The 26,375-nt window shown below is 42.4% G+C and carries 21 protein-coding genes, 1 tRNA gene and 3 pseudogenes; 7 read left to right on the forward strand and 18 right to left on the reverse strand.

What is annotated here, in order from left to right; all coding sequences use genetic code 11:
- The 3 genes and pseudogenes from ACEO2X_RS01455 to ACEO2X_RS01465 form a co-directional block, all read left to right on the forward strand.
- A pseudogene (locus ACEO2X_RS01455) lies at positions 1 to 127 on the forward strand (transposase); the annotation flags it as partial.
- Between the two features lie 575 nt (positions 128 to 702).
- Complete coding sequence (gene ltrA, locus ACEO2X_RS01460; RefSeq protein WP_371970969.1) at positions 703 to 2,364, forward strand: group II intron reverse transcriptase/maturase; 1,662 nt, start codon at positions 703 to 705, stop codon at positions 2,362 to 2,364.
- A gap of 104 nt (positions 2,365 to 2,468) precedes the next feature.
- Positions 2,469 to 2,696: pseudogene (locus ACEO2X_RS01465) on the forward strand (transposase domain-containing protein); the annotation flags it as partial.
- 151 nt (positions 2,697 to 2,847) lie between these two features.
- Here the strand turns inward: ACEO2X_RS01465 and ACEO2X_RS01470 are convergent.
- The 6 genes from ACEO2X_RS01470 to ACEO2X_RS01495 form a co-directional block, all read right to left on the reverse strand.
- Positions 2,848 to 3,630 (reverse strand): M48 family metallopeptidase, encoded by a 783-nt coding sequence (locus ACEO2X_RS01470; protein WP_004971571.1) that lies wholly within the window; start codon positions 3,628 to 3,630, stop codon positions 2,848 to 2,850.
- A gap of 156 nt (positions 3,631 to 3,786) precedes the next feature.
- Complete coding sequence (locus ACEO2X_RS01475; RefSeq protein WP_004971573.1) at positions 3,787 to 4,095, reverse strand: hypothetical protein; 309 nt, start codon at positions 4,093 to 4,095, stop codon at positions 3,787 to 3,789.
- 237 nt (positions 4,096 to 4,332) lie between these two features.
- Complete coding sequence (locus tag ACEO2X_RS01480; RefSeq protein WP_004971574.1) at positions 4,333 to 5,652, reverse strand: adenylosuccinate synthase; 1,320 nt, start codon at positions 5,650 to 5,652, stop codon at positions 4,333 to 4,335.
- A gap of 69 nt (positions 5,653 to 5,721) precedes the next feature.
- Positions 5,722 to 6,888, reverse strand: coding sequence for an ATP phosphoribosyltransferase regulatory subunit (locus ACEO2X_RS01485; protein WP_096901061.1), 1,167 nt, complete (start codon positions 6,886 to 6,888; stop codon positions 5,722 to 5,724).
- A 165-nt stretch (positions 6,889 to 7,053) separates the two neighbouring features.
- Positions 7,054 to 7,368, reverse strand: a complete 315-nt coding sequence (locus tag ACEO2X_RS01490) for a hypothetical protein (protein WP_004971580.1) — start codon at positions 7,366 to 7,368, stop codon at positions 7,054 to 7,056.
- Positions 7,369 to 7,503: 135 nt separating this feature from the next.
- Positions 7,504 to 8,538, reverse strand: a complete 1,035-nt coding sequence (locus ACEO2X_RS01495; RefSeq protein ID WP_004971581.1) for a type I glyceraldehyde-3-phosphate dehydrogenase — start codon at positions 8,536 to 8,538, stop codon at positions 7,504 to 7,506.
- Positions 8,539 to 9,001: 463 nt separating this feature from the next.
- Here ACEO2X_RS01495 and alaS point away from each other — a divergent pair, with 463 nt between their 5' ends.
- The 3 genes from alaS to csrA all read left to right on the forward strand — a co-directional run bounded on the left by alaS (position 9,002) and on the right by csrA (position 13,548).
- Complete coding sequence (gene alaS, locus ACEO2X_RS01500; RefSeq protein WP_371970970.1) at positions 9,002 to 11,695, forward strand: alanine--tRNA ligase; 2,694 nt, start codon at positions 9,002 to 9,004, stop codon at positions 11,693 to 11,695.
- 65 nt (positions 11,696 to 11,760) lie between these two features.
- Positions 11,761 to 13,041 (forward strand): aspartate kinase, encoded by a 1,281-nt coding sequence (locus tag ACEO2X_RS01505; protein WP_168418994.1) that lies wholly within the window; start codon positions 11,761 to 11,763, stop codon positions 13,039 to 13,041.
- Positions 13,042 to 13,293: 252 nt separating this feature from the next.
- Positions 13,294 to 13,548, forward strand: a complete 255-nt coding sequence (csrA, locus tag ACEO2X_RS01510; protein ID WP_004971589.1) for a carbon storage regulator CsrA — start codon at positions 13,294 to 13,296, stop codon at positions 13,546 to 13,548.
- Between the two features lie 114 nt (positions 13,549 to 13,662).
- On the opposite strand, the gene rnhB is transcribed toward csrA, so the two are convergent.
- Together rnhB and ACEO2X_RS01520 are read right to left on the reverse strand one after the other, a co-directional pair.
- Positions 13,663 to 14,244: a ribonuclease HII gene (gene rnhB, locus ACEO2X_RS01515; RefSeq protein ID WP_371970971.1), complete on the reverse strand. Its 582-nt coding sequence runs from the start codon at positions 14,242 to 14,244 to the stop codon at positions 13,663 to 13,665.
- An 83-nt stretch (positions 14,245 to 14,327) separates the two neighbouring features.
- Positions 14,328 to 14,705, reverse strand: a complete 378-nt coding sequence (locus ACEO2X_RS01520) for a hypothetical protein (RefSeq protein WP_371970972.1) — start codon at positions 14,703 to 14,705, stop codon at positions 14,328 to 14,330.
- A gap of 225 nt (positions 14,706 to 14,930) precedes the next feature.
- Between ACEO2X_RS01520 and ACEO2X_RS01525 the strand changes: the two genes are divergently transcribed.
- On the forward strand, positions 14,931 to 15,494 hold the full coding sequence (locus ACEO2X_RS01525; RefSeq protein ID WP_194558813.1) for a cytochrome b: 564 nt from the start codon (positions 14,931 to 14,933) through the stop codon (positions 15,492 to 15,494).
- A gap of 96 nt (positions 15,495 to 15,590) precedes the next feature.
- Here ACEO2X_RS01525 and ACEO2X_RS01530 read toward each other — a convergent pair whose 3' ends face one another.
- The 10 genes and pseudogenes from ACEO2X_RS01530 to ACEO2X_RS01575 all read right to left on the reverse strand — a co-directional run bounded on the left by ACEO2X_RS01530 (position 15,591) and on the right by ACEO2X_RS01575 (position 26,079).
- A complete protein-coding gene (locus tag ACEO2X_RS01530) occupies positions 15,591 to 16,592 on the reverse strand; it encodes an adenosine deaminase (protein ID WP_371970973.1) in 1,002 nt (333 codons plus the stop codon).
- A 97-nt stretch (positions 16,593 to 16,689) separates the two neighbouring features.
- Positions 16,690 to 18,012 carry an NCS2 family permease gene (locus tag ACEO2X_RS01535; RefSeq protein WP_286416763.1) on the reverse strand — a complete coding sequence of 441 codons (1,323 nt, stop codon included), beginning with the start codon at positions 18,010 to 18,012 and terminating at the stop codon, positions 16,690 to 16,692.
- A gap of 418 nt (positions 18,013 to 18,430) precedes the next feature.
- A complete protein-coding gene (locus ACEO2X_RS01540; protein ID WP_371970974.1) occupies positions 18,431 to 18,610 on the reverse strand; it encodes a hypothetical protein in 180 nt (59 codons plus the stop codon).
- A gap of 116 nt (positions 18,611 to 18,726) precedes the next feature.
- Positions 18,727 to 19,263: pseudogene (locus tag ACEO2X_RS01545) on the reverse strand (ABC transporter permease); the annotation flags it as partial.
- Positions 19,264 to 19,488: 225 nt separating this feature from the next.
- A tRNA-Val gene (locus ACEO2X_RS01550) sits at positions 19,489 to 19,565 on the reverse strand.
- Between the two features lie 32 nt (positions 19,566 to 19,597).
- Positions 19,598 to 21,625, reverse strand: coding sequence for a DUF3488 and transglutaminase-like domain-containing protein (locus ACEO2X_RS01555; protein WP_179989321.1), 2,028 nt, complete (start codon positions 21,623 to 21,625; stop codon positions 19,598 to 19,600).
- A gap of 5 nt (positions 21,626 to 21,630) precedes the next feature.
- Entirely contained in the window at positions 21,631 to 22,539 is a 909-nt protein-coding gene (locus ACEO2X_RS01560; protein WP_371970975.1) for a DUF58 domain-containing protein, read from the reverse strand.
- A 7-nt stretch (positions 22,540 to 22,546) separates the two neighbouring features.
- Positions 22,547 to 23,506 (reverse strand): MoxR family ATPase, encoded by a 960-nt coding sequence (locus ACEO2X_RS01565; protein ID WP_104853219.1) that lies wholly within the window; start codon positions 23,504 to 23,506, stop codon positions 22,547 to 22,549.
- Between the two features lie 157 nt (positions 23,507 to 23,663).
- On the reverse strand, positions 23,664 to 23,969 hold the full coding sequence (locus ACEO2X_RS01570) for a YbdD/YjiX family protein (RefSeq protein ID WP_171324790.1): 306 nt from the start codon (positions 23,967 to 23,969) through the stop codon (positions 23,664 to 23,666).
- A 10-nt stretch (positions 23,970 to 23,979) separates the two neighbouring features.
- On the reverse strand, positions 23,980 to 26,079 hold the full coding sequence (locus ACEO2X_RS01575) for a carbon starvation CstA family protein (RefSeq protein WP_131261139.1): 2,100 nt from the start codon (positions 26,077 to 26,079) through the stop codon (positions 23,980 to 23,982).
- Positions 26,080 to 26,375 lie beyond the last annotated feature (296 nt).

Raw genomic sequence — 26,375 nt, forward strand, 5'->3', positions numbered from 1 at the left:
ACATCATCTGACGGTGCCATCGAGTTCTCCCACCGCCAAGGCCATCAATTACACTCTGAAGCGTTGGCCAGCTTTAAGCCGCTATTTGGATGATGGCAATCTACCGATTTGCAATAATTGGGTAGAGGTGCGACACGAAGTCGCTTAATGAAGTTGTTCCCCCTGCGGGAACCACCCGTGTCACCGGGTGAATCTAGAAGGCTGAATAAAGAGCGCCTTCGACAATGTAACGAGGCACCGTAAGGTGCGGGGTATCAATCGTGAGAGGCGTACTCTTCTGGCAGCCATAGCCGGACAAGGGCTAGATAATCGGTATGGTGAACACATGTGAATCTGCGCAACGATCGTTAAATTGAACGAGCGGAAATGGCTAATACGCTCGAACCAAAACGGTAATGGAGGTGGGAATCGCGTCTTTCTACTACGCATTCGTGACCCATACGCCTCCCGGTCGATAGCAGGCACCTAAGCCGATGTACTTCAGTAAGCGGAACGTGGAAATCCCGTATTACCCCCATTGGGAAAGCAGTTTGCAAAAACTGCCCATGGTGATGCGGGCGAAGGAACGAGGAAAAAGCGAATGCCAGTCTGTAATGGGTTGGATAGAGGTTGAAACATTACCTCACGCGAAAGCGGGCTGACGTCCTTATGGTCTCTCATCACAAGAGAGTGTGTAGAACCCTTTTAATGGAGGGAGAGCAAATGAACGCAGCAGTATCAGCGTGTGCGCCTTCCAGCACATCGTGGGACAGCATCGATTGGATTGCTGTACAGCGTCATGTCAGAGGGCTGCAAGCGCGTATTGTGAAGGCGGTACAAGACGGCAGGTATAACAAGGCGAAAGCTCTGCAATGGCTGCTGACTCACTCGTTTAGTGGCAAAGCATTGGCCGTAAAACGAGTGTCTGAAAACAAAGGCAAAAACACGGCTGGGGTCGACAAGGTGACTTGGAATACACCCAAGGCCAAGACCGGTGCGATGATGTCGTTGAAGAGGCGAGGTTACACGCCCCTTCCGCTTCGGAGAGTCCTTATTCCGAAGAAAAATGGCAAGATGAGACCTCTCGGGATACCCACGATGAAATGCCGGGCCATGCAGGCGCTCCATCTGCTGGCTTTGGAACCCATCGCGGAGACCACCGCTGATCGGAACTCTTATGGATTCAGACCACAACGCTCAACCGCGGATGCTGCAGCACAGTGCTTTGGTGTGCTGTCAAGAAAAGTAAGTACGGAGTGGGTGCTAGAGGGTGACATTCAAGGCTGTTTCGACAATATCAGCCATGACTGGATGATCGCCAACCTCCCAATGGACAAGGTGATTCTACGGAAATGGCTCAAAGCCGGTTACGTCTACCAAAGCAAGCTGTTTCCCAGTCTTTCCGGAACACCGCAAGGAGGTATTATCTCCCCGGTGTTGGCCAACATGACCTTGGACGGACTGGAAACGATGCTGGCGAAGAGGTTCCCTAACGCCAAATGGACAGGCAAAAAGCTGCAACTGGTACGGTATGCGGATGATTTCATCATCACGGGGTATTCTAAAGAGTGGCTCGAAAATGAAGTTCGCCCTGCCGTGGTTGAATTTCTGGCGGAGCGCGGTCTCGTGCTCTCTCAGGAAAAGACCAAAATCACGCACATAGGGAACGGGTTCGATTTTCTTGGGTGGAACGTACGCAAGTACAATGGCAAGCTACTGATCAAGCCGTCAAAGGCAAACATCAGTGCTCATCTCGATAAGCTGCGAGCATTAATCAATGCAAACAAAGCGACACGACAGGCCACTTTGATCGGTTTGCTCAACCCTATTCTAAGGGGTTGGGCCAACTATCATAGTTATGTCGTTGCCAAGAAGGTTTTCAACCAGGTAGACAGCGCAGTGTGGGAAATGCTCTGGCGATGGGCGGTACGTCGCCACCCTCGCAAAACACTCCGATGGGTCAAAGATCGGTATTTCAAAGTACAAGGAGCGCGTCGATGGGTGTTCTCATGTGATGAACAGTCCGCTGATGGTCGGAAGCGACAATACACATTAGTGTCTGCCTCGGACACGCCAATTGTGCGACATATCAAGATCAAGGCTGCTGCTAACCCTCATGACCCCGCATGGGATGAGTACTTCGAATCCCGATGGGGTAAAAGAATGCTGGTCTCCGCAAAGGGGCGAGCCAAGCTGTATCGGGTGTGGCTAAAACAAGGTGGTCGCTGCTGCGCCTGTCTTAAACCAGTCACCAAAGATACACCATGGCACAGCCGTCATATTGTGAAGCTAAGTCATGGTGGAACGGATGCAGTTGCTAATCTTGAGATTTACCATCTGTATTGTCCAAGGAGTGTTCAATTTGCCAATGTCAACGATGTATAACCGGGTGCCGAATGGCGCCTTAGCAGAGGCTTGAGCCGTGTGCTGGGAAACTCGCATGCACGGTTCTTAGGGGGTTGGACGTAGGTAACTGCGTCTGACTACCCGACAATCAGATGCGTCCCTGGGCGTTGGGACGCAAGAACTGGCTGTTTGCAGGTTCGCTGCGCAGTGGTCAGCGAGCGGCAAACATCATGACTTTAATCCAGTCAGCAAAGCTGAATGGCTTGGATCCGTATGCCTATTTAAGTGATGTGCTGAAAAGGTTACCGACACATAAAGTGACCCAGATTGAAGAGTTACTGCCACACTGCTGGAAACCTAAATCGAATTAAAAAATAGGTATGGGATTCAGCGGACGCTTACAATAACTCATCATTTTTATGCTGTTTAAAGTCAAAAAGTCTTCATAAAAAAAGATGCGCATAAAACCATGCGCATCTTTTTTGTGTTTTATCTTAACCAGTTGAACTGGCTGAGGTCATCTTAACGACGACTTTGGTTATATAGCGCTTGTGCTGCTGGCAAGTTTTTACGCATTGCTTCAATACGCTGACTGTTCGATGGGTGAGTCGATAAGAAGGACGCACCGCCGCCACCTTCAAGCTTGTTCATTTTTTCCCAAAGGGTAATTGCAGCTTGTGGGTTATAACCTGCACGCGCCATCAGCATTAAACCACCCTGATCGGCACGACTTTCCAAATTACGTGAATATGGCAAGCCAATCCCAATTTGGGTACCCAATTGCGCTGCTGCTGCACCCAATTGACCAACGTTATTGCCTGCCGCACTTAAACCTACGTTCAAGGCAATATTGGTTAAAGCCTGTGCACCAATTTTACTTTTCGCGTGTTCTTCTAAAGCATGCACCATTTCATGCCCCATAATTGCGGCAATTTCAGCATCAGTTAAATTCAGTTTATTCACAATACCAGTGTAGAACACCACTTTACCACCAGGTGCGACAAAAGCATTGACCTGATCAGACTTAAGTACCGCCAATTGCCACTGGAAAGGCTGACCTGTTTGGTTCATTTGATTGGCATGTGGGATCAAACGCTGAAACACAGTATTGATACGTTTATACGTGGTGGAGCTTGTGTCTAACTGATTTTTATTGCGTGCGTCTTGCACCATTTCATTATAGCTTTTGGTTGCAGTTGCATTTAAGGTCGCAGTATCTGCACCCGCCATGTCTGCAACAGTCGTACACCCTGAAACTGTGATTGCGCCTGCGGCACATAAACTTAACATCAGTTTTTTGTTCATTATAATAATCTCCGCCTTGCGAGCTATCTTCATACCAATCAATTATATGAAATCAATTCAAGGCTTTAAATCTATAATCACTTCATAATCATATCATTTATGTAAACAACGCCCAAGCTGTGTACAGATTGTATGTCTAAGCGATCAATAACTGCCTTAGTAAAGAAATTGATAACACAACCAAAATACTAAACAGAAAACATTTAAACCCAAGTAAATTTTAGACACTACTTCTACTTTTTCTTCCATTTCTGGATTTTTGCGTTTGTAGAGTAGGTAAGCATTTTGAATCAGAATCAGTGGCACCAAAATACAGGCAAAAATAACGCTTAAACCAATAAATGCCTGATACATAATATTCGGATCATGCTTTTGCGATAAAATCAGCATCATGGCAATGGTCGGTGCGCCGCCCATCGCAAACAATAAAGAATAAAAAATCGTACTGGTAATATTTTTATGCATCCTGCATAACCTTAATTAAATTTAATTTTCTAAAGCCATTGTAACAAGCCACCCTGCTCTGCACAGCGCCAGTCATCTGCAACTTTAGTCTTGAAAAACAACTCACTCAGCATCATCTACAATGATTCCCAAAATGAGTCGCTATTGAAACTGAAACAACAGCAATAAAAAGCCCCATCATTTAGACAGGGCTGAGTACATCATCTGAACTTGAGTGTTATGTCAAAGCACAACAACTTAAGCATCAAATGGATGACGTAATACAATAGTTTCTGCGCGGTCTGGGCCTGTAGAAATAATGTCGATTGGGCATTCAATTAACTGCTCAAGACGTTTGATGTAGTTCACTGCATTTTCAGGCAATTGTTCTACACTGGTCGCACCCACAGTCGACTCAGACCAACCCGGCATTGTTTCGTAAATTGGCTTTAAGTTTTCGTATGCAAGCGCATCAGAAGAACCTACGCAACCTGAATCGGTATTTTCATAACCTACGCAGATTTTGATTTCTTCTAAACCGTCCAATACGTCTAACTTGGTCAAGCAGATACCAGACAGTGAGTTTACATCGACTGAACGACGTAAAATTTCGGCATCAAACCAACCACAACGACGTTGACGACCTGTAGAAGCACCGAACTCGTGACCCACAGTACCTAAGTGTTTACCAATCGCATCACCTACGTCATTTGCTGCGTCATACACCAACTCAGTTGGGAATGGGCCTGCACCTACACGTGTGGTATAAGCTTTGGTAATCCCTAAAACGTAGTCTAAATGTAATGGACCTAAGCCTGAACCAGAGCTTACACCGCCCGCAGTTGTATTCGATGAAGTCACATACGGATAAGTACCGTGGTCAACATCAAGTAATGAACCTTGCGCACCTTCAAACATAATGTTGTCACCGTTTTTACGGTAATTATGAATTTCAGTCGTTACATCAACCACTAATGGTGCAATCACTTCACGCCATTGGTCACATAGCGCTAAAACTTCATCTAACTGAACTGCTTCAACACCGTAGTATTGTGTCAATTGGAAGTTGTGATAGTCCAATAATTCAGTCAATTGAGCGCGTAGTGCTTCACCGCCACGAACCAAGTCAGCAACACGAATCGCACGACGTGCAACCTTGTCTTCATAAGCTGGGCCAATACCACGACCTGTTGTACCAATTTTGGCATTACCACGTTTTTTCTCACGTGCTTGGTCAAGTGCAATGTGGTTCGGCAAAATAAGCGGACAGTTTGGTGAAATACGTAAACGCTCTTTCACTGGCACGCCTTCTTGTTCCAAAATACCCATTTCTTTAATGAGTGCTTCAGGAGAAAGTACTACACCATTACCAATTAAGCACAGTACGTTTTCACGTAAAATACCTGATGGAATGAGGTGTAATACAGTTTTCTTACCACCAACCACGAGAGTATGGCCTGCGTTGTGTCCGCCTTGATAACGAACGACTGCCGCCGCCTGATCTGTGAGCAGGTCGACGATCTTACCTTTACCTTCGTCGCCCCATTGGGTACCAAGTACCACAACATTCTTGCCCATAATAGCCTCATTACATCATGCTGTTAAAATTGAAAACCAAGACCTGTAACATGAAACATGCCTTGGCGATTAAATTTTTTCGACTGTCCACTCACCATTTGCAAGAACCAATTGGTGCGTTGCGTATGGAACCGAGTTTAAATCATCATTGCCCAACAATTGAATTACACTAAAGCCTTGCGCACGTGTGTTTTGGATAGCCGCGATTAAATCAGGTTGTGAGCCTTTAGGCGCAACAACAACAGACGATGATTCAAAACGACCTGCACTTAATACAAACAAGTCACAAGAGAAACCTGTTGCAGGGCGCGCACGTCCGAAATGCTGACCAATGCCATCATAACGACCGCCTTGTGCCAATGGTGCAGCACGATTTGGCGCATACACTGCATACATTAAACCTGTGTGATAGTGATAAGAACGCAGCTCAACCACATCAATACCAATATGCAAGTTTGGCCAACGTGCCTGAATTTCAGCTTGTGTTGCTTTCACGGCTTCAAACGCTTGCTTAAATTCGGTATTTTCCAACACATCAGCACTTAAATGAGCCTGCAAAGCAGTTAAATCACTGGCATAGCGACCTAAAGCATAAAAATCTGAACCGAAATTTAAATCTTGGGTAAATTCTGCCAATTCAGGCAATGCTTTACGCTGATATAAATCTGACAATTGACGTTCAGTGGCTTTGCTTAATTCTGCTTGTTTAACCAAGCTACGGAACAAGCCGACATGACCCAAGTCTAAATGCACACCTTCTGCCAAACCTGCTTCTTTTAGCAAGCTGAGCATCAGATCAACCATTTCTACATCGGCATCAATGCTGTCTGAACCAAATAACTCTGCACCCAATTGTAATGGTGCACGTGTGGTATTAAAACCTTGTGGTTTGGTATGTAAAACCGTACCTGCATAACAGTAACGTGCAATGCCATCTACAGGATGTACATGCGCATCAATACGCGCCACTTGGGGTGTCATATCGGCACGCACACCCAGCAAACGACCTGAAAGCTGGTCGATGACTTTAAATGTGGCAAGGTCTAAATCTTGATTCGATTCTGAAAGAGAAGATAGAGATTCAATGTATTCTATGAATGGCGTGTACACCAACTGATAACCTCGAGATGCGAGGAAATCCAGTGACTTACGACGCAAGCTTTCAATCACTTGCGCTTGTTCTGGTAATACATCAGCTACACCATCAGGTAATAACCATGTCTCTGAAATGGGCATGTTGTAAACCTAAATTCTTGTTTGCGCGGAACGAATCCGCATAAAAAAATCGGGAGCACACCCGATTTCTCCTAGTTTAGCATGATACTTTTGCTCATGCACCTGACTTTTTCTGAAATATGCGGTAAAAAAATATGAATACACCACATCTTTCAAAGCCGTCATTTAAAAGTCCTGATTTGATTTGACCGCCTTTGCCAATAAACTGACCAACTCAGCATTTTGCATTTCAAGCTGTGCGGTTTTTTGCACGGTTTTATCTAGCGCATCTTGCTGAACCTGCATCTTTTTAGCCAAATCTTGCATAATCTCCAACGTCTTTTTTAGATGCTCTTCTAAATGTAATACTTTTTGCTCGACTTGCTGTTGATGCTGCACGTCGCTGCTGCTGTCTGCCTGATTTTTAAATTGCAACCAAATCAGAAAAATGACAGCAAGTGCCAGCAAAAAAATAAATCCCCACAATAAAATAATCATCATGCCACTACTCTATTCAAATTTTCTATGCAAACTTTGTTATATCAATCAGTGAATTAACTGTGAATACGAATTATAAAATCTTTCATCACTATTACATGCTTTTTACACTTTGTATATGTCTTAAAAAGTAGCCGCTTACACCGCCCGTTGACTAAAAGATTCACACAAATCTAGTAAACGGTTGGCATAACCCCACTCGTTGTCATACCACGCAAAAACTTTGGCTTGATGACCCACGACCATGGTTTGACTTAAATCGACAATTAAAGAATAAGGTGAATGGTTAAAGTCGCTCGATACCAAAGGCTCATCGGTCACTTGCATAATTTCGGCATAATCATGCGCTGCCGAAGCACACAACACCTGATTCAATTTATGCACCGTAATGGGTGACTGAGAAATAAAAGTTAAATCAATGGCTGCAACATTGATGGTCGGCACACGAATCGAATAACCATCTATCCGATCTGCCATTTTTGGCATGACTTGTTTTAAAGCACCTAGGGCAGAAGAAGTTGTAGGAATAATATTTTGTCCTGATGCACGCGCACGACGTAAATCGCGATGCGCCTGATCCAATACAGTTTGATCGGCTGTGACTGCATGAATTTCAGTCATTAATGCGGTATCAATTCCAAAAGCGTCATCAATAATTTTAACCAGTGGTACTAAAGCCTGCGTGGTGCAAGACACACTGGAAATAATTTGGTCAGTATTTTTGACTTCGTGATGATTGACACCATAAACAATCGCAGCATCTACAGTATCGAATGGTGCAGCGCCAATAATCACACGTTTGGCGCCCGCAGTAATATGCTGCGTTGCCGCCTCGCGGGAACGAAACAACCCTGTGCATTCCAATACCACATCTACATTTAAAGCTTGCCACGGCAACTGTGCAGGTTGAGCCTGATTCAACACCTGAACTTTTAATTGCGCCAAACCTGCAGAAATATTCAAAAAAATCTGTTCATTTTCAAGGCTAATTTCCACCTGCCCTTTAAAACGACCATGGGTACTGTCATATTTAAATAAATGAACCAAGGTTTCTACATCGGCAATGTCATTTATGGCGACGATTTCAAAATGAAAGTCTTTGGGATTTTCAAACCAAGCCCGCAGCACATTGCGCCCGATTCTACCAAAGCCATTGATTGCCACTCGTTGCATGACCGATCCTTTCATAATGAAATCAAAATTTAAGCACAGACTATGTTAATAGATTTTGAGGCCTTACTGAAAAAAATCAGATCAATTCTGCGAATTTTCACGCAATTTGTTGTTTAATTCGGCAAATCAAAAATATCAGCTTTGACTTTCTAGCTTACATTTACGTTTTCTTAAATTTTGTATTCTACTTTATGGCAGTTCGGCATACTCCGTGACCTACAGTAAACGCTTATTTTTAAATGTAAATGTTCATCATCTTCTATTGCAAAGATTTATTCTGCGTAATCGCAACCAAGTTTGCGTCAGAATTGTCATCTATTCACACTAAAATGATTGGTGATAATGGCTTTTTCCGTTATAATTTGGCGTTTTTAAAATTTTAAGCCTGCATGACAGCAAAGAATTATTTTTTGTCAGACTGTCTTGCGTTTAGCCAAATCGGAATTTATGGAGTGACTTGGTTGTGAGTACTCGTTTTATGACATCAGCTGAAATTCGTGAAGCATTTTTGCGTTACTTTGAATCGCAAGGGCATACACGTGTCGCATCGAGTTCTCTAGTACCCGCCAATGACCCAACCCTGTTATTTACCAATGCAGGTATGAACCAGTTTAAAGACTGTTTTCTTGGGCTGGAAAAACGTGATTATGTACGTGCTGTATCGTCACAAAAATGTGTGCGTGCAGGCGGTAAACATAACGATTTAGACAATGTGGGTTATACCGCACGTCACCATACTTTCTTTGAAATGTTGGGTAACTTCTCGTTTGGTGATTATTTCAAACGTGATGCAATTAAATTTGCTTGGGAATTTTTAACCAGCGAACAATGGTTAGCTCTACCAAAAGACCGTTTATATGCCACGGTTTACCACACCGATGATGAAGCATTTGACATCTGGAACAAAGAAATTGGTTTAGATGCTTCTCGTATTATCCGTATTGGCGATAACAAAGGTGGCCAATATGCTTCAGACAACTTCTGGGCAATGGGTGATACAGGTCCTTGCGGCCCTTGTTCTGAAATTTTCTATGATCATGGCGATCATATTTGGGGCGGTTTACCAGGCACACTAGAAGAAGATGGCGACCGTTTCATTGAAATCTGGAACAACGTATTCATGCAGTTTAACCGTACTGCAGATGGCGTATTGCACCCACTTCCAGCACCGTCTGTAGATACAGGCATGGGCTTGGAGCGTATTTCTGCAGTATTGCAACACGTCAACTCTAACTACGAAATTGATCTGTTCCAGCACTTACTCAAAAATGCAGCACAGATTATTGGTTTAGACACGACTGCTCTTGAAGTAACTGCACAGCAAACTGGCAAGCCTGTAGACTACCCTGCTTCACTCAAAGTAGTTGCTGACCACGCTCGTTCTTGCTGCTTCCTAATTGCCGATGGCGTGAATCCATCGAATGAAGGTCGTGGGTATGTATTACGTCGTATTATTCGTCGTGCAGTACGTCATGGCAACAAATTAGGCGCAACAGGCTCATTCTTCCATAAAATGTTGAAGCCACTCATTGAAGTCATGGGTGATGCATATCCAGAACTTGCAGCAAATCAAGCGCGTATTGAGGCAGCATTACTGAAAGAAGAAGAACAATTTGCCAAAACCCTTGAGCAAGGTTTGAAATTGCTTGAAGGTGAATTGGCACAGCTTAAAGGGTCAGTCATTCCAGGCGAAGTAGTATTTAAACTTTATGACACTTACGGTTTCCCGACTGACTTAACAGCAGACATTGCACGTGAACGTGAATTGACCATTGACGAAGCGGGTTTTGAAGTTGAAATGGCAGCACAACGCCAACGTGCACGTGACGCAGGTAAATTTGCCGTTGACTACAACTCAATTGTGAAAGTTGAAGGTGACACTCAATTTGATGGTTACGATGCTACTGCAGGTGAAGGTCAAATCATCGCAATCTATAAAGATGGTGAGCAAGTTGATGAAGTCGTTGAAGGCGATGAAGCCTTAATCGTACTGAATCAAACGCCTTTCTATGCAGAAAGCGGTGGTCAAATTGGCGATACAGGACTCTTCAAAAACGAAACAGGTATTTTTGAAGTTCAAGACACCAAAAAATCTGGCGGTGCATTTGTCCATCAAGGTATTGTGACGATGGGCAGCCTAAAAGCTGCGCAAACGGTCGAAGCCATTGTAAAAGCAGATATCCGCGAAGCAACTGCACGCAATCACTCTGCAACACACCTGTTACATGCTGCCCTACGTCAAGTTTTAGGTGCGCACGTACAACAAAAAGGTTCATTGGTTGCCTCTGACATTTTACGTTTTGACTTTGCCAATGACCAACCTGTGTCATTTGAGCAATTGCATGAAATTGAGCGCTTGGTAAATGCAGAAGTCATTGCCAATACCGCAGTTTCTACTGAATTACTGGATATTGAAGCAGCCAAAGCCAAAGGCGCAATGATGCTATTTGGTGAAAAGTATGGCGATGAAGTTCGCGTACTTTCTATGGGTTCAATCATTGAAGATAAAAACTTCTCCATTGAACTTTGTGGCGGTATTCACGTGAAACGTACAGGTGATATTGGTCTGTTCAAAATCATCTCTGAAGGTGGTGTTGCAGCTGGCGTGCGTCGTATTGAAGCGATTACAGGCAGCAAAGCCGTTGAAGCCGTTCAAAAAACTGAACGTGACATCAGCAGCATCAATGCATTATTGAAAGCACAAAAAGACCAGACTTTAGAAAAAGTCACCAGTTTGGTCGATACTGCCTCTAGCCTTCAAAAACAAATTGAACAGCTCAATCAAAAATTGGCAAACTTCCAAGCAACTGAACTTCTAAGCCAAGTTCAAGAGATTGCGGGTCGTCAAACACTGATTACAACGGCTCAAGGTATGGATGCAAAATCACTGCGTAACTTACACGACGGTGTAAAATCTAAACTCGACAATGCAGTGATTGTACTTGCAGGTGTAGAAGACGATAAAGTCAGCTTAATCGCTTCTGTTGCAAAAGAATTTACTGCTACGATTAAAGCAGGTGACATCATTAAACACTTAGCTACAGAGCTAGGTGGTAAAGGTGGTGGTAAACCTGATTTGGCACAAGGTGGCGCGCCACTTAACGAGAAGTTTGCAACAGTAATGGCAGATTTAACTGCTTGGCTTGCGGAAAAATAACTTCACTTTTTGTGTAACTGACCCTGAGCAGGTAAATTCGGGGTCATGGCTTATATGGAACAACTATGGCACTAATCGTTCAAAAATATGGCGGTACTTCAATGGGTACCCCCGAGCGCATTTTAAATGTTGCTCGTCGTGTGAAGCGCTGGCATGATCATGGCCACCAAGTAGTGGTTGTGGTTTCTGCCATGAGTGGCGAAACCAATCGCCTACTCGCTCTCGCGAAAGCCATTACCGAAACCCCTGACCCGCGTGAACTAGACCAAATGGTGTCTACAGGCGAACAGGTAACGATTTCGATGTTAGCGATGGCGCTGAACTCTATTGGCGTTGCAGCAAAATCACTAACAGGTCGCCAAGTTGGTATTCAAACTGACAGCGCTTTTACCAAAGCACGTATTGAATCAATCAATACCGATGTATTGACTGAAAACCTAGATGCAGGTCGTGTGATTGTAGTTGCTGGTTTCCAAGGTTTCGATGCTGAAGGCAATACCACAACTTTAGGTCGCGGTGGTTCAGACACTTCTGGCGTTGCATTGGCTGCTGCGTTAAAAGCAGATGAATGTCAAATTTACACAGATGTAGACGGTGTATATACCACTGACCCACGCGTTGCACCAAAAGCTAAAAAAGTAGATCGTATTTCTTTTGAAGAAATGCTAGAAATGGCGTCATTAGGTTCTAAAGTATTGCAAATTCGTGCGGTTGAATTTGCAGGTAAATACCAAGTCCCTTTACGTGTATTATCAAGTTTTGATAATGACGATGATGGCGCATTCGACGAAGACTTTAAACAAAATGTCGGCACACTCATTACTACTGAATTGGAAGACAACATGGAACAACCTATCATCTCAGGTATCGCGTTTAACCGTGACGAAGCAAAATTAACTATTTTAGGTGTGCCTGATGAGCCAGGTATTGCATCTAAAATCTTGTCACCTATTGGCGCTGCCAATGTTGAAGTTGACATGATCATCCAAAACGTAGAAGAAGATGGTACTACTGACTTTACTTTTACTGTAAACCGTGGCGAACTTGCCAAAGCAAAATCAATTCTTGAAGCAACAGCCAAAGAAATTGGTGCGCGTGAAGTCGCTACACGTGGTGACATCGTAAAAGTATCTATCGTAGGTGTAGGTATGCGTTCACACGCAGGTGTTGCAAGCAAAATGTTTACTGCACTTGCAGATGAAGGCATCAACATTCTAATGATTTCTACTTCTGAAATTAAAATTTCAGTCATTATTGAAGAAAACTATTTAGAGCTTGCAGTACGTACTTTACACACTGTATTTGGTCTAGATCGTGAAAGTGGCGAGTCTAGCGCACGCGCTTAATACGCCCCTGTCAGAAAATGTAATTGTCTGACAAATTTTGCGAAAAAGTACAAAAAAATAGAGCCACTATAGTTTTTTTTATAGTGGCTCTGTTATATTGAGCAACATGCTTTTATAAATTTCGGCAGATGTGTATCTTATAAAATGAATAATGGTACATTCTGAGAAAATTTAATTGTTTTTTATGTGGTTGTGACTTTTAATTTGCTTTAAAAAATCAATGCAGGTTTAGCATTTTGCAAGGAGATAAACATGCTGATTCTGACCCGACGTGTCGGAGAAACATTAATGATTGGGGACCAAGTCAGCGTGACTGTACTTGGTGTGAAAGGTAACCAAGTTCGTATTGGTGTAAATGCCCCGAAAGAAGTATCGGTTCATCGTGAAGAAATTTATCAACGTATTCAACACGAACGTGCCATGCATGAGCATTTACAGCACCTTGATCAAGATTATCAACCTTCATTTGAAGAAGATAACTACTCACAAAATGACTTTAATCGTTAAGCGATTAAATGTGATTGAATATAAAGCGGCCATTGAGCCGCTTTAAATTTTTCTACTGTATGCTGTCAAAGTGACACGTTTTTTAATGTAATCTCCAGCATTTTTGCATGAAACTTACTGTGAGTTTTCCATTAATTCCAGCGCTTTACGCACTGGGGCAAAACTACGTCGATGCGCAGCGATCACACCGTGCTGGGCAATTGCTTCAAAGTGAGCTTTGGTTGGGTAGCCCTTATGTTTAGCAAAACCAAATTGCGGAAACTCTTGATCAAGCAGTATCATTTCACGGTCACGCGCCACTTTAGCTAAAATGCTGGCTGCAGAAATTTCTGGATGCAAAGCATCCCCCCCTACAACAGCATCGCATGACATACTTAAACCCGGCGGAATTTTATTGCCATCCACTAATACATGTGCTGGTTGAATCGCAAGTGCCTCTACCGCACGCCGCATCGCCAACAAAGATGCTTGTAAAATATTGTATTCATCAATTTCGGCAGCAGAAGCTTCTGCAATCGCCCAAGCCAGTGCTTTTTCCTGAATTTCAACAAATAACTTTTCACGTTTCTTTTCAGTTAGTTTTTTAGAATCGTTTAAGCCCTCAATCGGGTTATTCGGATCTAAAATGACAGCAGCAGCCACCACAGACCCAACTAAAGGTCCACGCCCTGCTTCATCTACACCTGCAATTTTCATGTCTATGTTCCAGAAAAATAGGCTGAATATTCAGCCTATTTTGGCACAATAATGTGCCTATATTGAGTTTAGAGTGAGTGAGCTTATCTAACCGCTTCTGCTACACAGGCATTGATGGTTCTAGACACTGCGTTGCTCACAATTGTTGCACGTGCAGCAGGATCAATCGCAGCAGTTGCCAAATCAACTGCAGTCACATTTTGTGGTGCTTTTTCACTTACACAACCACAAATTTCAGCTTGAATATTTTGCTTCTGATTTTGTGTCATTACACGTGTTGCAGTATGCCATGCAGGAATGTTGTTTAGCTCAGTGACACATTTCGCATTAATTGCAATTTTAATTGCAGCCATGCCTAGTTGTTGTGTCGCTGTTGGTGCAGATGTGGTTGTACCCGTGGTTGTGGTACATGCAGATAAAACCAATGCTACAGGTGCCAATACAGCAAGTAATTTTTTCATAAAGACTTCCCATATTAAGGATCATTTGATCTGATGATCATTACAATGCCGCTATTGTGCCTAAACTTCAGCAGTGAAGGAATAGTGATTTGTTATTTCCATCACTATTTTTTGGCCTCATTTCAGCAGCGTTGCAGATTTTCAACACTCCGTTGCACACAGGTACTTTTTTGCCTATAACGCATTGTTTAGCATGCAAACATCAATTTTGCTCTGAAACATAGCATGAAACAGACAAATCAGTATTACACCCGTACCGCACAAGTTTTACATTGGCTGATGGCAGTTATATTTATTGCCGCATGGGCAGTTGGCTTTTTTAGTGGTAATTTTTTAAGTTATGAGTCAGATGGTAGCTTTAAAGGTGATGTAATTACCTTACATAAGAATATTGCCACACCTATTATATTTTTAATGGTGATTCGTCTATTTTGGCGTTATACCCACCCTGCGCCACAACTGCCAAACAGCATGTCACCATTCATAAAAACTCTGGCACATTTGGGGCACTTGGGTTTGTATTTCATGCTGATTGCCATTCCAATTACAGGCTGTTTATTTAGCTGGAGCGTAGGTAAACCTGTGCCTGTACTGTATTTATTTGAAATTCCAGCTTTGTTGGATAAAAACCCTGAGCTGTTGGCCATTGTAAAACCTGTACATACTTATTTGTCTTGGTTTGCAGGTGTAATGGTAGTCGGTCACGTACTTGCCGCACTGAAACATCACTTTATTGATAAAGATGACGTACTTCGCAGTATGACTCAACAAGGCAAGTCATCTAACTAAAACTTTAAAAAAAATTCACAACACTCTCCCACAAAAAAGCAGCTTGATTGAAGCTGCTTTTTTTTGTGATCTAACATCGTGTGCATTACATTAAGTTCAAGCCAATGCCTGAATTTGATCTATCCATTTTTGTTTTTCTTCAGCCGAAATGAACGAGGCTTCAAAAGAATTGATTGCCAATTGTTTCAGTTCATCATTGCTTAAATCTAAAGCTTGGTTAATCGCAATAAAGTTATCATTCATATAACCACCAAAATAAGATGGATCATCAGAATTGACTGTGACTTTCACCCCTTGTTGCAATAAGCGACGAATATTGTGCTGAGCCATGTCATTAACCACACACAGCTTTAAATTACTTAGCGGACATACCGTGAGTGGCATTTTTTCTGCAATTAAACGCTGCAATAACACTGGGTCTTCTTCTGAACGTACGCCATGATCAATACGATTTACTTTAAGCAAATCCAATGCTTCCCAGACATATTCTGCTGGGCCTTCTTCACCTGCATGCGCCACCACTAAAAAACCTGCTTCACGTGCTTTGGCAAAGACACGTTCAAACTTTGCAGGCGGATGCCCCACTTCACTCGAATCCAAGCCCACAGCAATAATCTGATCTTTATAAGGTAATGCTTGCTCTAAAGTTTCAAAGGCCGCCTCTTCACTCAAATGGCGTAAAAAGCACATGATCAAATGCGAGCTGATGCCTAATTTTGTCTGTGCATCATCGCAAGCACGTTGTAAACCATTGATGACCGTTGCAAATGGCACACCACGCTCGGTATGGGTTTGTGGGTCAAAAAACATTTCAGTATGCACCACACGGTCTGCAGCACATTTTTCAAAGTAAGCCCACGCCAAATCGTAAAAATCTTGCTCATGCACCAACACTTGTGCGCCTGCATAATAAATATCTAAAAAAGACTGCAAGTTATGAAAGTTATAGGCTTGTTTGACTTCTTCTACGGACTGATAAGGGATGTCTATTTGGTTGCGCTGCGCAATAGCAAACATCAATTCTGGTTCAAAAGTACCTTCAATATGCACATGCAGTTCTGCTTTAGGTAATGCTCGGATTAGCTCAAGTTGATTCATGTTCTGTCCTTTTTGCTATTGAATGGGAGAGTTTCAAAAATTGATCAAAATAAAAAAGGGTGCAAACTGAGTTTACACCCCTTTTCCGTTTAAAATATTAACCGCCAAACATGGCAAATTTTAATGCCCAAAGTGCAGCAATAATCCAAACCATATAAGGTACAGATTTCGCTTTGCCAGTGAGTAGTTTAATCAGCGCATAGCTAATAAAGCCCATAGCGATGCCATCGGCAATAGAATAAGTAAATGGCATGAACACGAGGGTTAAGAAGGCAGGTACTGCTTCGGTAATGTCATCCCAATCAATATGCACAATGCCCTGAATCATCAATACACCCACAAATAACAAGGCAGGTGCTGTTGCAAAACCAGGTACCGATTGCGCAAGTGGTGCCAAGAACAAACAGGCAATAAACAACAAGCCAACAATCACTGCGGTTAAGCCTGTACGACCACCCGCTGCAACACCTGCAGATGATTCAATATACGGCGTTGTTGAAGATGTACCCAATGCCGCACCTGCAACAATTGCAGAAGAATCGGCAAAAAGTGCTTTTTTCAAACGGGGTAATTTACCATCTTGCAACAAGCCTGCACGGTGTGAAACACCCACTAAAGTACCTGTAGAGTCGAATAAATCGACTAAGAAAAATACGAAAATTACGCCAATTAAACTTGCTGTAAATAGACCTTCAAAGTCCATTTGCATAAAAGTAGGTGCAATAGATGGAATTTCACCAACCACACCTTTAAATTCGCTTAAACCTAAAGCTGTTGAAATAGCAGTCAGCACCAAAATACTGATGATAATTGCACCACGTACTTTAAAGTGATGCATTACTACAACCATTAAAAAGCCAAGTAGCGCTAACAGTACTGATGGTTGTTTTAAGTCACCCAAGCCCACCAAAGTCGCAGGATTATCAACAATAACACCTGCATTTTTTAGGGCGATTAAAGCTAGGAATAAACCAATACCACCGCCAATGGCTAGTTTTAATGACATGGGAATGGCATTAACAATGGCTTCACGGATTTTAAACATGCTAATGGCAATGAAAATAATCCCTGATACAAAAACTGCAGCCAAAGCCGTTTGCCAAGGCACACCCATGCCTAAACACACCGAGTAAGTGAAATAAGCATTTAGCCCCATGCCCGGTGCCAGTGCGATTGGGTAGTTAGCAACAATCCCCATCACTAGGCAGCCAATTGCTGCGGCTAAGCAGGTGGCGACAAAGACAGCTCCATGATCCATTCCTGTTTCAGATAAAATCATTGGATTGACAATAATGATGTAACACATGGTTAAGAAGGTGGTTACACCCGCCAAAATCTCGGTACGGAATGTGGTCTTGTTTTCGCTTAATTTGAATAAGCGCTCAAGCATTCCCGCTGAGGATGGATTAGGAGTCGTCATGACCTAGCCCCTGTAAATAAACTGAATTTGCAGTATGACTGAATTTTAAGTCAGCACTTAAAAGCCTGTGTTAGTTGCGGCAATGGATTTGCCCAATGAGCATGTAAAATTACATAAAAAAGATAAACTTAATTCATAATCAAGCATTTGATTTTATCAAAATCAAAAATTCGGAATGCTAAATAAAAAAGCCGCATAAATTTTATGCAGCTTTGTTCATCTTTTTTTTACTTCAGTCACTCTCAAAAGTAATGCCTTTGAGTTGTGATGAAGCAGTTTCAATTGGCAAATTATACCATAGGGATTTTTTAAAAATTCTAGTTTTTTGAATTAAAGATAAAATTTTACGATAAAGTGAAGCACACAAAAGTGTGATGAATAAAGCAATTACCACACATTATGTTAGAAATTTCTACGCTTATTTTGTGACTTTCAAAATCTGTGGTGTAGCCGCTTCTGTTTTTTCTAGCGATAAATTTGCAGATTCAGTCAAAACTCGGTTCAGTTCTGCCTGCTTTCGCGTTTCCTCTTCCAAGTAAACGAGATAACCTAATAAAACGACCAACACCACCAAAACTGGCACAAGAATGTGTTTCATGTCATTTACTTTTATTGAACAATTTTCATACATATTAGCAAAAATTATGCGCGGTGTAACTTTTAATACGCCCCAGTCAAAATTTGTGCTTCAGCGATCAAACTCAATCTATTACATTAAGCCATTGTATGAATGGTATTTTTAAAACGTTTCCAAGATACATAGAAAAATGTTGTTGCAATTGCGATTAACCATAGAAAGGAAGGCCAGACCACATCCAATCCTGCATTTCGGTATAAAATTGCTTGCGCCAATGTTACAAAATGCATTGTCGTTGCAATCAACATGATATTTTGAATAATTTCTGGCATGCTTTCTCGTGGTGTACTTGCCCCAGACAACATTTGCAAGGGAATCAGAATAAGCATCATCAGCAAACCGAATTGCGGCATCGATTTAGACACGGTTGCCATATATATACCCATTGAGGTTGTTGCAAATAAGGTCAGCAAGGCTCCAAAGAAAAATAACAGCAAACTTCCTTCTATGGGTACCTGTAATGCCCCCTGCACCACTACTTTTAAGCCTAAAAAAGCTGCTAAAAGCACCACAAGGCTCATCGATAAAACCTTTGCCAGCATAATTTCAAAAACCGTGACTAGCATAACCGTTAAATGCTTAATGGTGCCATGTTCTCGCTCACGAATCAGTGCACAAATGAAATGTGGAAAGAGGCTTCAAAGCTCTAGTGCAAAATAAAAACCAATTAGTGCAAAATAAGCCGAAAACTTACATGTGTACACCACTGTGTACATATTTTTAAACTATAAGCGAATTTATGTATCTTTAAGAAAAGCAATAAAAAAGCCCTAAATCGTTATAATTCAGAGCTTTATTACTTATATGAAGTTATGTAACAACATATAATTTTAATGTATTGGTAGGCATATCCAGACTCGAACTGGAGACCTCTACGATGTCAACGTAGCGCTCTAACCAACTGAGCTATACGCCTAAAGTGCTTTGCATCATATTCAGTTTTGATTTTTAAGACAAGTCCTTTCTGTGTTTTTTCAACACATCCGAGCAAGTTTTAAGCAAATCAAAAAACACCTGCTCTGAAACACGGTCATGTTCAGGCGCATAAGAATATTGTTGATAGCACACGCCTAAACGCTTAAATGCCTCTTGTTCATTTGCATCTACCTGCGCTGCTAAACGCTGCATCCACACACTCACTGTTTCTGCATCCTGTTTTTGCAACTGAGCGGGCAATCTTTTAGAAAATTTGTCTAAGGCACGATTTATGCGAGAACCTTGCTGACGTTTTTTCCAAAAAATCCAGCCAAAATACCCTGCTAAGATCATGAGAATACTTGAAACCAACACCGCTGCCAAAGCATAGTTTGAGTGCAGCCCTAAGCGTCCAAACCAGTGACGCTGTGACTCGGCATCATAACCCACGACCTTGCTTTGCCATTGATAACTTGCATAATCACTCCACACCCGTAAAGAACGAATAAAATTAGAATGTTGGTATTGCCACATTTGTGTGTCAGCACCCAAAACGGCCCGATCATCTGCCATTAGGTTTTGCATACCATCATCTATACGTTGAGGTGCAATGATGGCTGTCGGGTCTATGCGTACCCATTGTTGATTGAGCAACACTTCTGTCCAAGCATGTGCATCTTGCTGTCGTACTTCCCAGCTTTGTCCATCGGGTGCAAGTTCCCCACCCTGATAGCCCACGACTACACGCGCTGGAATCCCGACATAACGCATCAATAAGGCAAAACTTGAGGCATAATGTTCACAAAAACCTTGCTTACTCTGAAACAAGAATTCATCGACTCGGTTTTGTCCGAGCATTCCAGGTTTTAAGGTATAACTAAAGCCATTATTGCGATACCACTGCAATACATTCTGCACGTAGCGTTCAGGTTGTTGCTGACTTTGAGCAAACATCTGCAGGGCAAATTGCTGAGCTTTTGGGTCAGATTGCGTCTGTACCTGAACATTTAAACGCTGGCTAAAGCGTCGATAACGCTCGTTCTGTGCATCATCCCCTTGAATACGTGCGGATTCCCCAACCCACTGCAAAGCAATCGGTTGAATCCGACCATTTTGACGCTGTGGCACCATACTCCAATCACGGCGTAATACATAACCGTGTTGATTCGGTACAGATTTTTCCAGCGCCATAATCCACTGTGCACGTGGGTCTGCTGCAATATATTGATACTGAAAATCGACTTGCTCTGGCTGTAATTGTGCTGCCTGAACGGGTTGTTGATTGCTAAAATTGCTTGTCCATGTGCGACCATCATATTGATCAAGTACCATCGCCCGCCAATATAGTTTTGAACGTGGCGGCAGTTGCTGCATATTCCCCACAATACGAAATGCCAAAGCAGAAGATTGTGATAATTCGGCAATATCGCCCGGTGACATCGTGTCACTAATACCTGTCACGCCTTTGGCATCAGGAATAGGTACATGCCACAATGGCGGTAAACGTGGAAAGAATAAAAACAATAATAAAAAGAATGGCAAAGCGTATGCGATAAACTTGGCGACATTTTTAAGGTCATGCTTTGCATCTTGCCTGCTCGAATGACGCGACGCATAATCTGAAAATGCACTTTTTTGAATCCGATATAACCCAATTAAACAACTGATTAAACATAGAATGACCAACACGGTCATCCACATGCTTTGGCTGTATAAAAATGAACTGGCACTCACAAAGAGCGCAAAATTAAATAAAATAATCAGGTCGCGCTGGGTATGACTTTCTAAAGCTTTGGCAAACAAAAAGGTGCTTAATAAGGCAACACCAGCCTCTACGCCAATCAGGCTTTTATAACTCAGATAAATGCTGGCTAAGGCACAGCAGGTCAATCCATAAGTCCAAACTTTAGAAATACGCGCTGTCTTGTTTTTATAGTGAAGATACAACAGCAACAACATGAGTCCGAAAATGACACTCAATGCCACAGGGCTAAACAGCATGTGAGCAGCCAAAATTAAGATCAGGCTAAGCAGAATAGATTGCTGAATCGAATTGTGCATGATCATCAAGCCTGTGCCAAAAGAATTTTTGCCTGTTTCAACTGCCGCTCGCCTACGCCTTTTTCAAGGGTCGCATGCGGCAAAAACATCGCATAATTCAACTGTTGTTGTTCACATTGTTCAACTAAGCCCATCATCAAACTTAGTTTTTCTTCGTGGGTCGGTGCAGGCATGTGTTCATAGTGAATGTCGATACTCTGTTGATCCTGATATTGTTCAAAAACTTTCACATATAAGCCTTGCCCTCGTGCCGCTTGCTTCCACGACACAGCTTGCAAAGAATCGCCCAATTGAAAATCACGCAGCTCACGAAACTCGTCTAAATCAGGTTGAAAGCTGTGTTGATGCTGTTTATTCTCTGCGCTATACATGGCGGCTTTGGGCGCAACCCACGCGGTACGTGTCAAATTCAAATAAGTCCACGCACGTACCAAGCCAAAAGGATAAACCGAATAAATGTGTAAATGAGGGAAATTAAACTGCCCACGTTGCTCCGCAAAAAATGTCAATACATACTGCTGCTGGGTGTCTTGGATGAGAACCTTTTCTAATTGATGATTGGCTTTAATCCATAAATAACGTGCCTGCGCGACCTCTTGTTTGAAATGCAATTGTAATTGCAACACTTCACCTACTTGCCCAACTTCGGTGGTCACAATTTCAATTTCTAATTCATGCAACTGCTTAAAGGTCAAATAAAAACTGATACATAAAATGGCACTGATCAAAAAGCAAAAGCCTAAAATCAGGTTATTGCCATAATTCACACCTGCAATAAACGTGATTAAAATCAGCACTAAATACAGATAGCCCTGTTGGTAAATAAAAACCAAAATATCTTTTTGTTTTAAGGCCTTGTGTCGATCAAATTTAAAACGTGTCTTGATCCAGTTTTGCCATGCCTGCTTAAACATGCGTGTACTAACTCACTTTAACCTGTTGCATCACATGCAAAGTTTCTGCCTCACTCAATCCAATACGATGTGCGGCAACTGCCACAAATACCGCTTGAATATCATCGGCAGTGACAAAACTGCGTTGCTCAATTAAGGCATGTGCTTGCGCTGCTTTTTTAAGTGCCAAAACACCACGGGTAGATAATCCGTGACGCGCTTTACGGGTTTCTGCGGCTAAGTCGAGTAAGTAGTCTAGCGCGGTATCTGACACATAAATTTCTGTGACCAATTGCTGTAAATTTAAAATTTCTGTTTCAGTAAAAATATGGGCCAAACTGGCAATCAGCGCATGTCTGGAGTTTTGTTGCAACAGCATTTTTTCAGCAAAACGCGATGGATAACCCAAAGACAGACGCATTAAAAAACGATCAAGCTGTGATTCTGGCAGCGCATAAGTACCACTTTGAAACAGTGGATTTTGTGTGGCAATCACCCAAAAAGGTTGCGGCAAGCTATAACGCACACCATCCACCGTAACCGCGCCTTCTTCCATCGCTTCCAACAAGGCACTTTGGGTTTTAGGCGAACAACGGTTAATTTCATCTGCCAATAAAATTTGGGTAAAAATAGGGCCTTGCTTAAACTCAAATTGATGTTCTTTTTGATTAAACATATTCACGCCAATCACATCACTGGCCAGCATGTCATTGGTAAACTGAATACGCTGAAATTGCAGACCCGCCAAGTGCGATAAGGCACTCGATAAAGTCGTTTTACCTAATCCGGGTAAATCTTCAAAAAGCACATGCCCGCCCGCCAACAAACAACTTAACGCCAATTTGGTCTGCTGTTCTTTATCTAAAATAATGGTATTAATTTCAGTCAAAAAAGCCTGAATTTTTCCAGCATAAGATTCAATCTGTGCATTGAGCTGTTGCTGCGCTTGCGTCAGTTGTTGTTTTTGAACTTTTTCTGTACCCCAAATCACAGTAAATCCCCTTATCCCCAATAAAAAACGGCGCATGTTTAAACATACACCGTTTTGCTAAATTTCCAAAGAAATCCTCGAGATATTCTAAACTGCCTAAAAAAGTAAGTTTTAAACAGCTCGTATCTCTATACGTTTCCATCGTGATACGGGATTAACACGGACACTTTTTCAAACCACCTTTTGCCGATGGATAACGCGCATCGACACAGTAGCGATAAAAAGTCTTCGGATCCATGGCTTCTAAATCTGGATGATGCTTACGCATGTGTTCCAAATAATTCTGATAATCGGGTACACCGACCATTAAACGAAAACTTTGTTGCAAACGCTGCCATAAAGTAGCGATACGCGACCAGTTTTTCGGATTCAGAATCAAATCCTTTTGCGACATGATGGTCATTTTAATGATGTTGTAAATCACCGTTTTACCTTGTTGGGCAAATTTAAGCTTAATCATGTGCTCACTCCTAATGACCGCTATTCGGCTGAATCGTTTCAGGATCGCGATAAATCGCTTCGGCTTCATGTACGGTTGGCGTTGGATTTGCCAATGCACGACGAATCACCCCAATGGCAGCGAACAACATCACAAATGCCACAATCATAAAGAAACCACATAACACGGCATTAATTTGATTGGACATCACAATGGTTTGCATTTCAGTCACTGTTTTAGCAGGTGCTAAAATTTCATTACGTTGAATTGCTGCACTGAAACGATCCGCTTGCGCCAAGAAACCAATTTTTGGATTGTCATGGAAAATCTTTTGCCAGCCTGCGGTCATTGAAGTAATGAACAAGAAAACCGTTGGGATAATCGTCACCCAAACATATTTTTCTTTTTTCATTTTAAACAGAATCACTGTACCTAAAATGAGTGCCATCGCTGCCAAAATTTGGTTACCAATACCAAACAGTGGCCATAAGCTGTTAATACCGCCTAAAGGATCGACCACGCCTTGGTAGACGAAGAAGCCCCAACCAGCCACCGCAACTGCTGTGCCAAGCAAGTTACCAAAGAAGTTATGTGAATTTTTCACTGCAGGAATAACAATACCTACAGTATCTTGCACCATAAAACGGCAAGCACGTGTGCCTGCATCTACTGCAGTTAAAATAAATAAGGCTTCAAATAAAATGGCAAAGTGATACCAGAATGCCATCATCGAGCGGTTATTAAAAATCTCAGTGATAATATGTGCCATACCAATTGCAAAAGTTGGCGCACCACCAGTACGTGACAGAATCGAACTTTCACCGACTTCTTTTGCCAAAATGGTTAAAGCCTCAGGAGTCACTACAAAGCCTAAATTTCGTACCGCTTCTGCTGCACTTTCCACCGTTGTACCTAAAACTGCAGTGGGTGCATTAATGGCAAAGTACACGCCTGGGTCTAGCACCGTAGCACAAATCATTGCCATGATTGCCACGAAAGACTCCATCAACATGCCGCCATAACCAATCATCCGAATGTCTTTTTCGTTATTGACTAGTTTTGGCGTCGTACCTGAAGACACTAAGGCGTGGAAACCTGAAATCGCACCGCAGGCAATGGTAATAAATAAGAATGGGAACAATGAACCCGCAAATACTGGCCCTGTACCATCAATAAAATGGGTCACCGCAGGCATCTTCATTTCAGGCATTGCAAACACAATCCCGACAGCCAAACCCGCTATAACACCAATTTTTAAGAACGTCGATAAATAATCACGTGGCGCCAATAACAACCACACTGGCAAAACTGAAGCAATAAAACCGTAGGCAATTAAACACCACGTTAATTCTGTGCCACTTAAAGTAAATAAAGGCCCCCAGAATGGATGCTGTGCAACATTTTCACCATAAATAATACCCATCATCATCAGGACAAAACCAATAATGGAAACCTCAGCAATTTTCCCCGGGCGAATAAAACGCATATAAATGCCCATGAAAATCGCAATTGGGATGGTGGCTGCAATACTAAATACGCCCCACGGACTATTGGTTAAAGCTTTCACGACAACCAAAGCGAGTACGGCAAGAATAATCACCATCACGCCCAGCGCACCCAGCATGACAATCACACCAGCAAATGAACCCAACTCTTGTTTTGCCATTTCTCCCAAAGAACGCCCATCACGACGTGTAGAAATAAACAAAACCAAAAAGTCTTGGACTGCACCTGCCAACACCACCCCGACTAAAAGCCAGATCGTGCCGGGTAAATAACCCATTTGTGCTGCAAGAATAGGCCCAACTAAAGGGCCTGCACCTGCAATCGCGGCAAAGTGGTGACCAAATAACACACTTTTATTGGTGGGCACATAATCTAAACCGTCAGCCAAACGATGTGCGGGCGTTAAGCGTCGCTCATTTAACTCAAATACTTTGGTGGCAATAAATAAACTGTAGAAGCGGTATGCAATGCTATAGACACAGACCGCAGCTAAAACTAACCAGACTGCATTGACGTGTTCGCCTCTACTGACTGCCAATATCCCAAAAGATACTGCACCCAATATAGCGACCAAAAGCCATATAATTTTTGAAGTCAGACCAGACTTCGGTTGAACTGTTTCCATGTCAATCTCTCTTCTTGTTACATTTTTTAAGCGTTACTTTTATTGTCGAGATTTAGGGGCTGTAGACACTTCGTCTATGTTTGCGACTACGCATATTTTTTAACTGATATAAGGCATGAGGCAGGAAATTTAGTCATTCTAAATGACTGACTCATAACGAAATAGCAGCAAAAAAATATGCTTGTCCTTCGCTGCGCCTTGCACTGCAAACAAAGCAGTGCTTGTTTTTGCTAAGGCTGTGGCTAAAACTTTCTCAGATTGCGTTATGAAACTTGGCAATAGTCTCGCTATTCCCT

Origin of the sequence: Acinetobacter sp. AL9, assembly GCF_041464035.1 — a bacterium.
In the GTDB taxonomy this organism is placed as follows: domain Bacteria; phylum Pseudomonadota; class Gammaproteobacteria; order Pseudomonadales; family Moraxellaceae; genus Acinetobacter; species Acinetobacter towneri.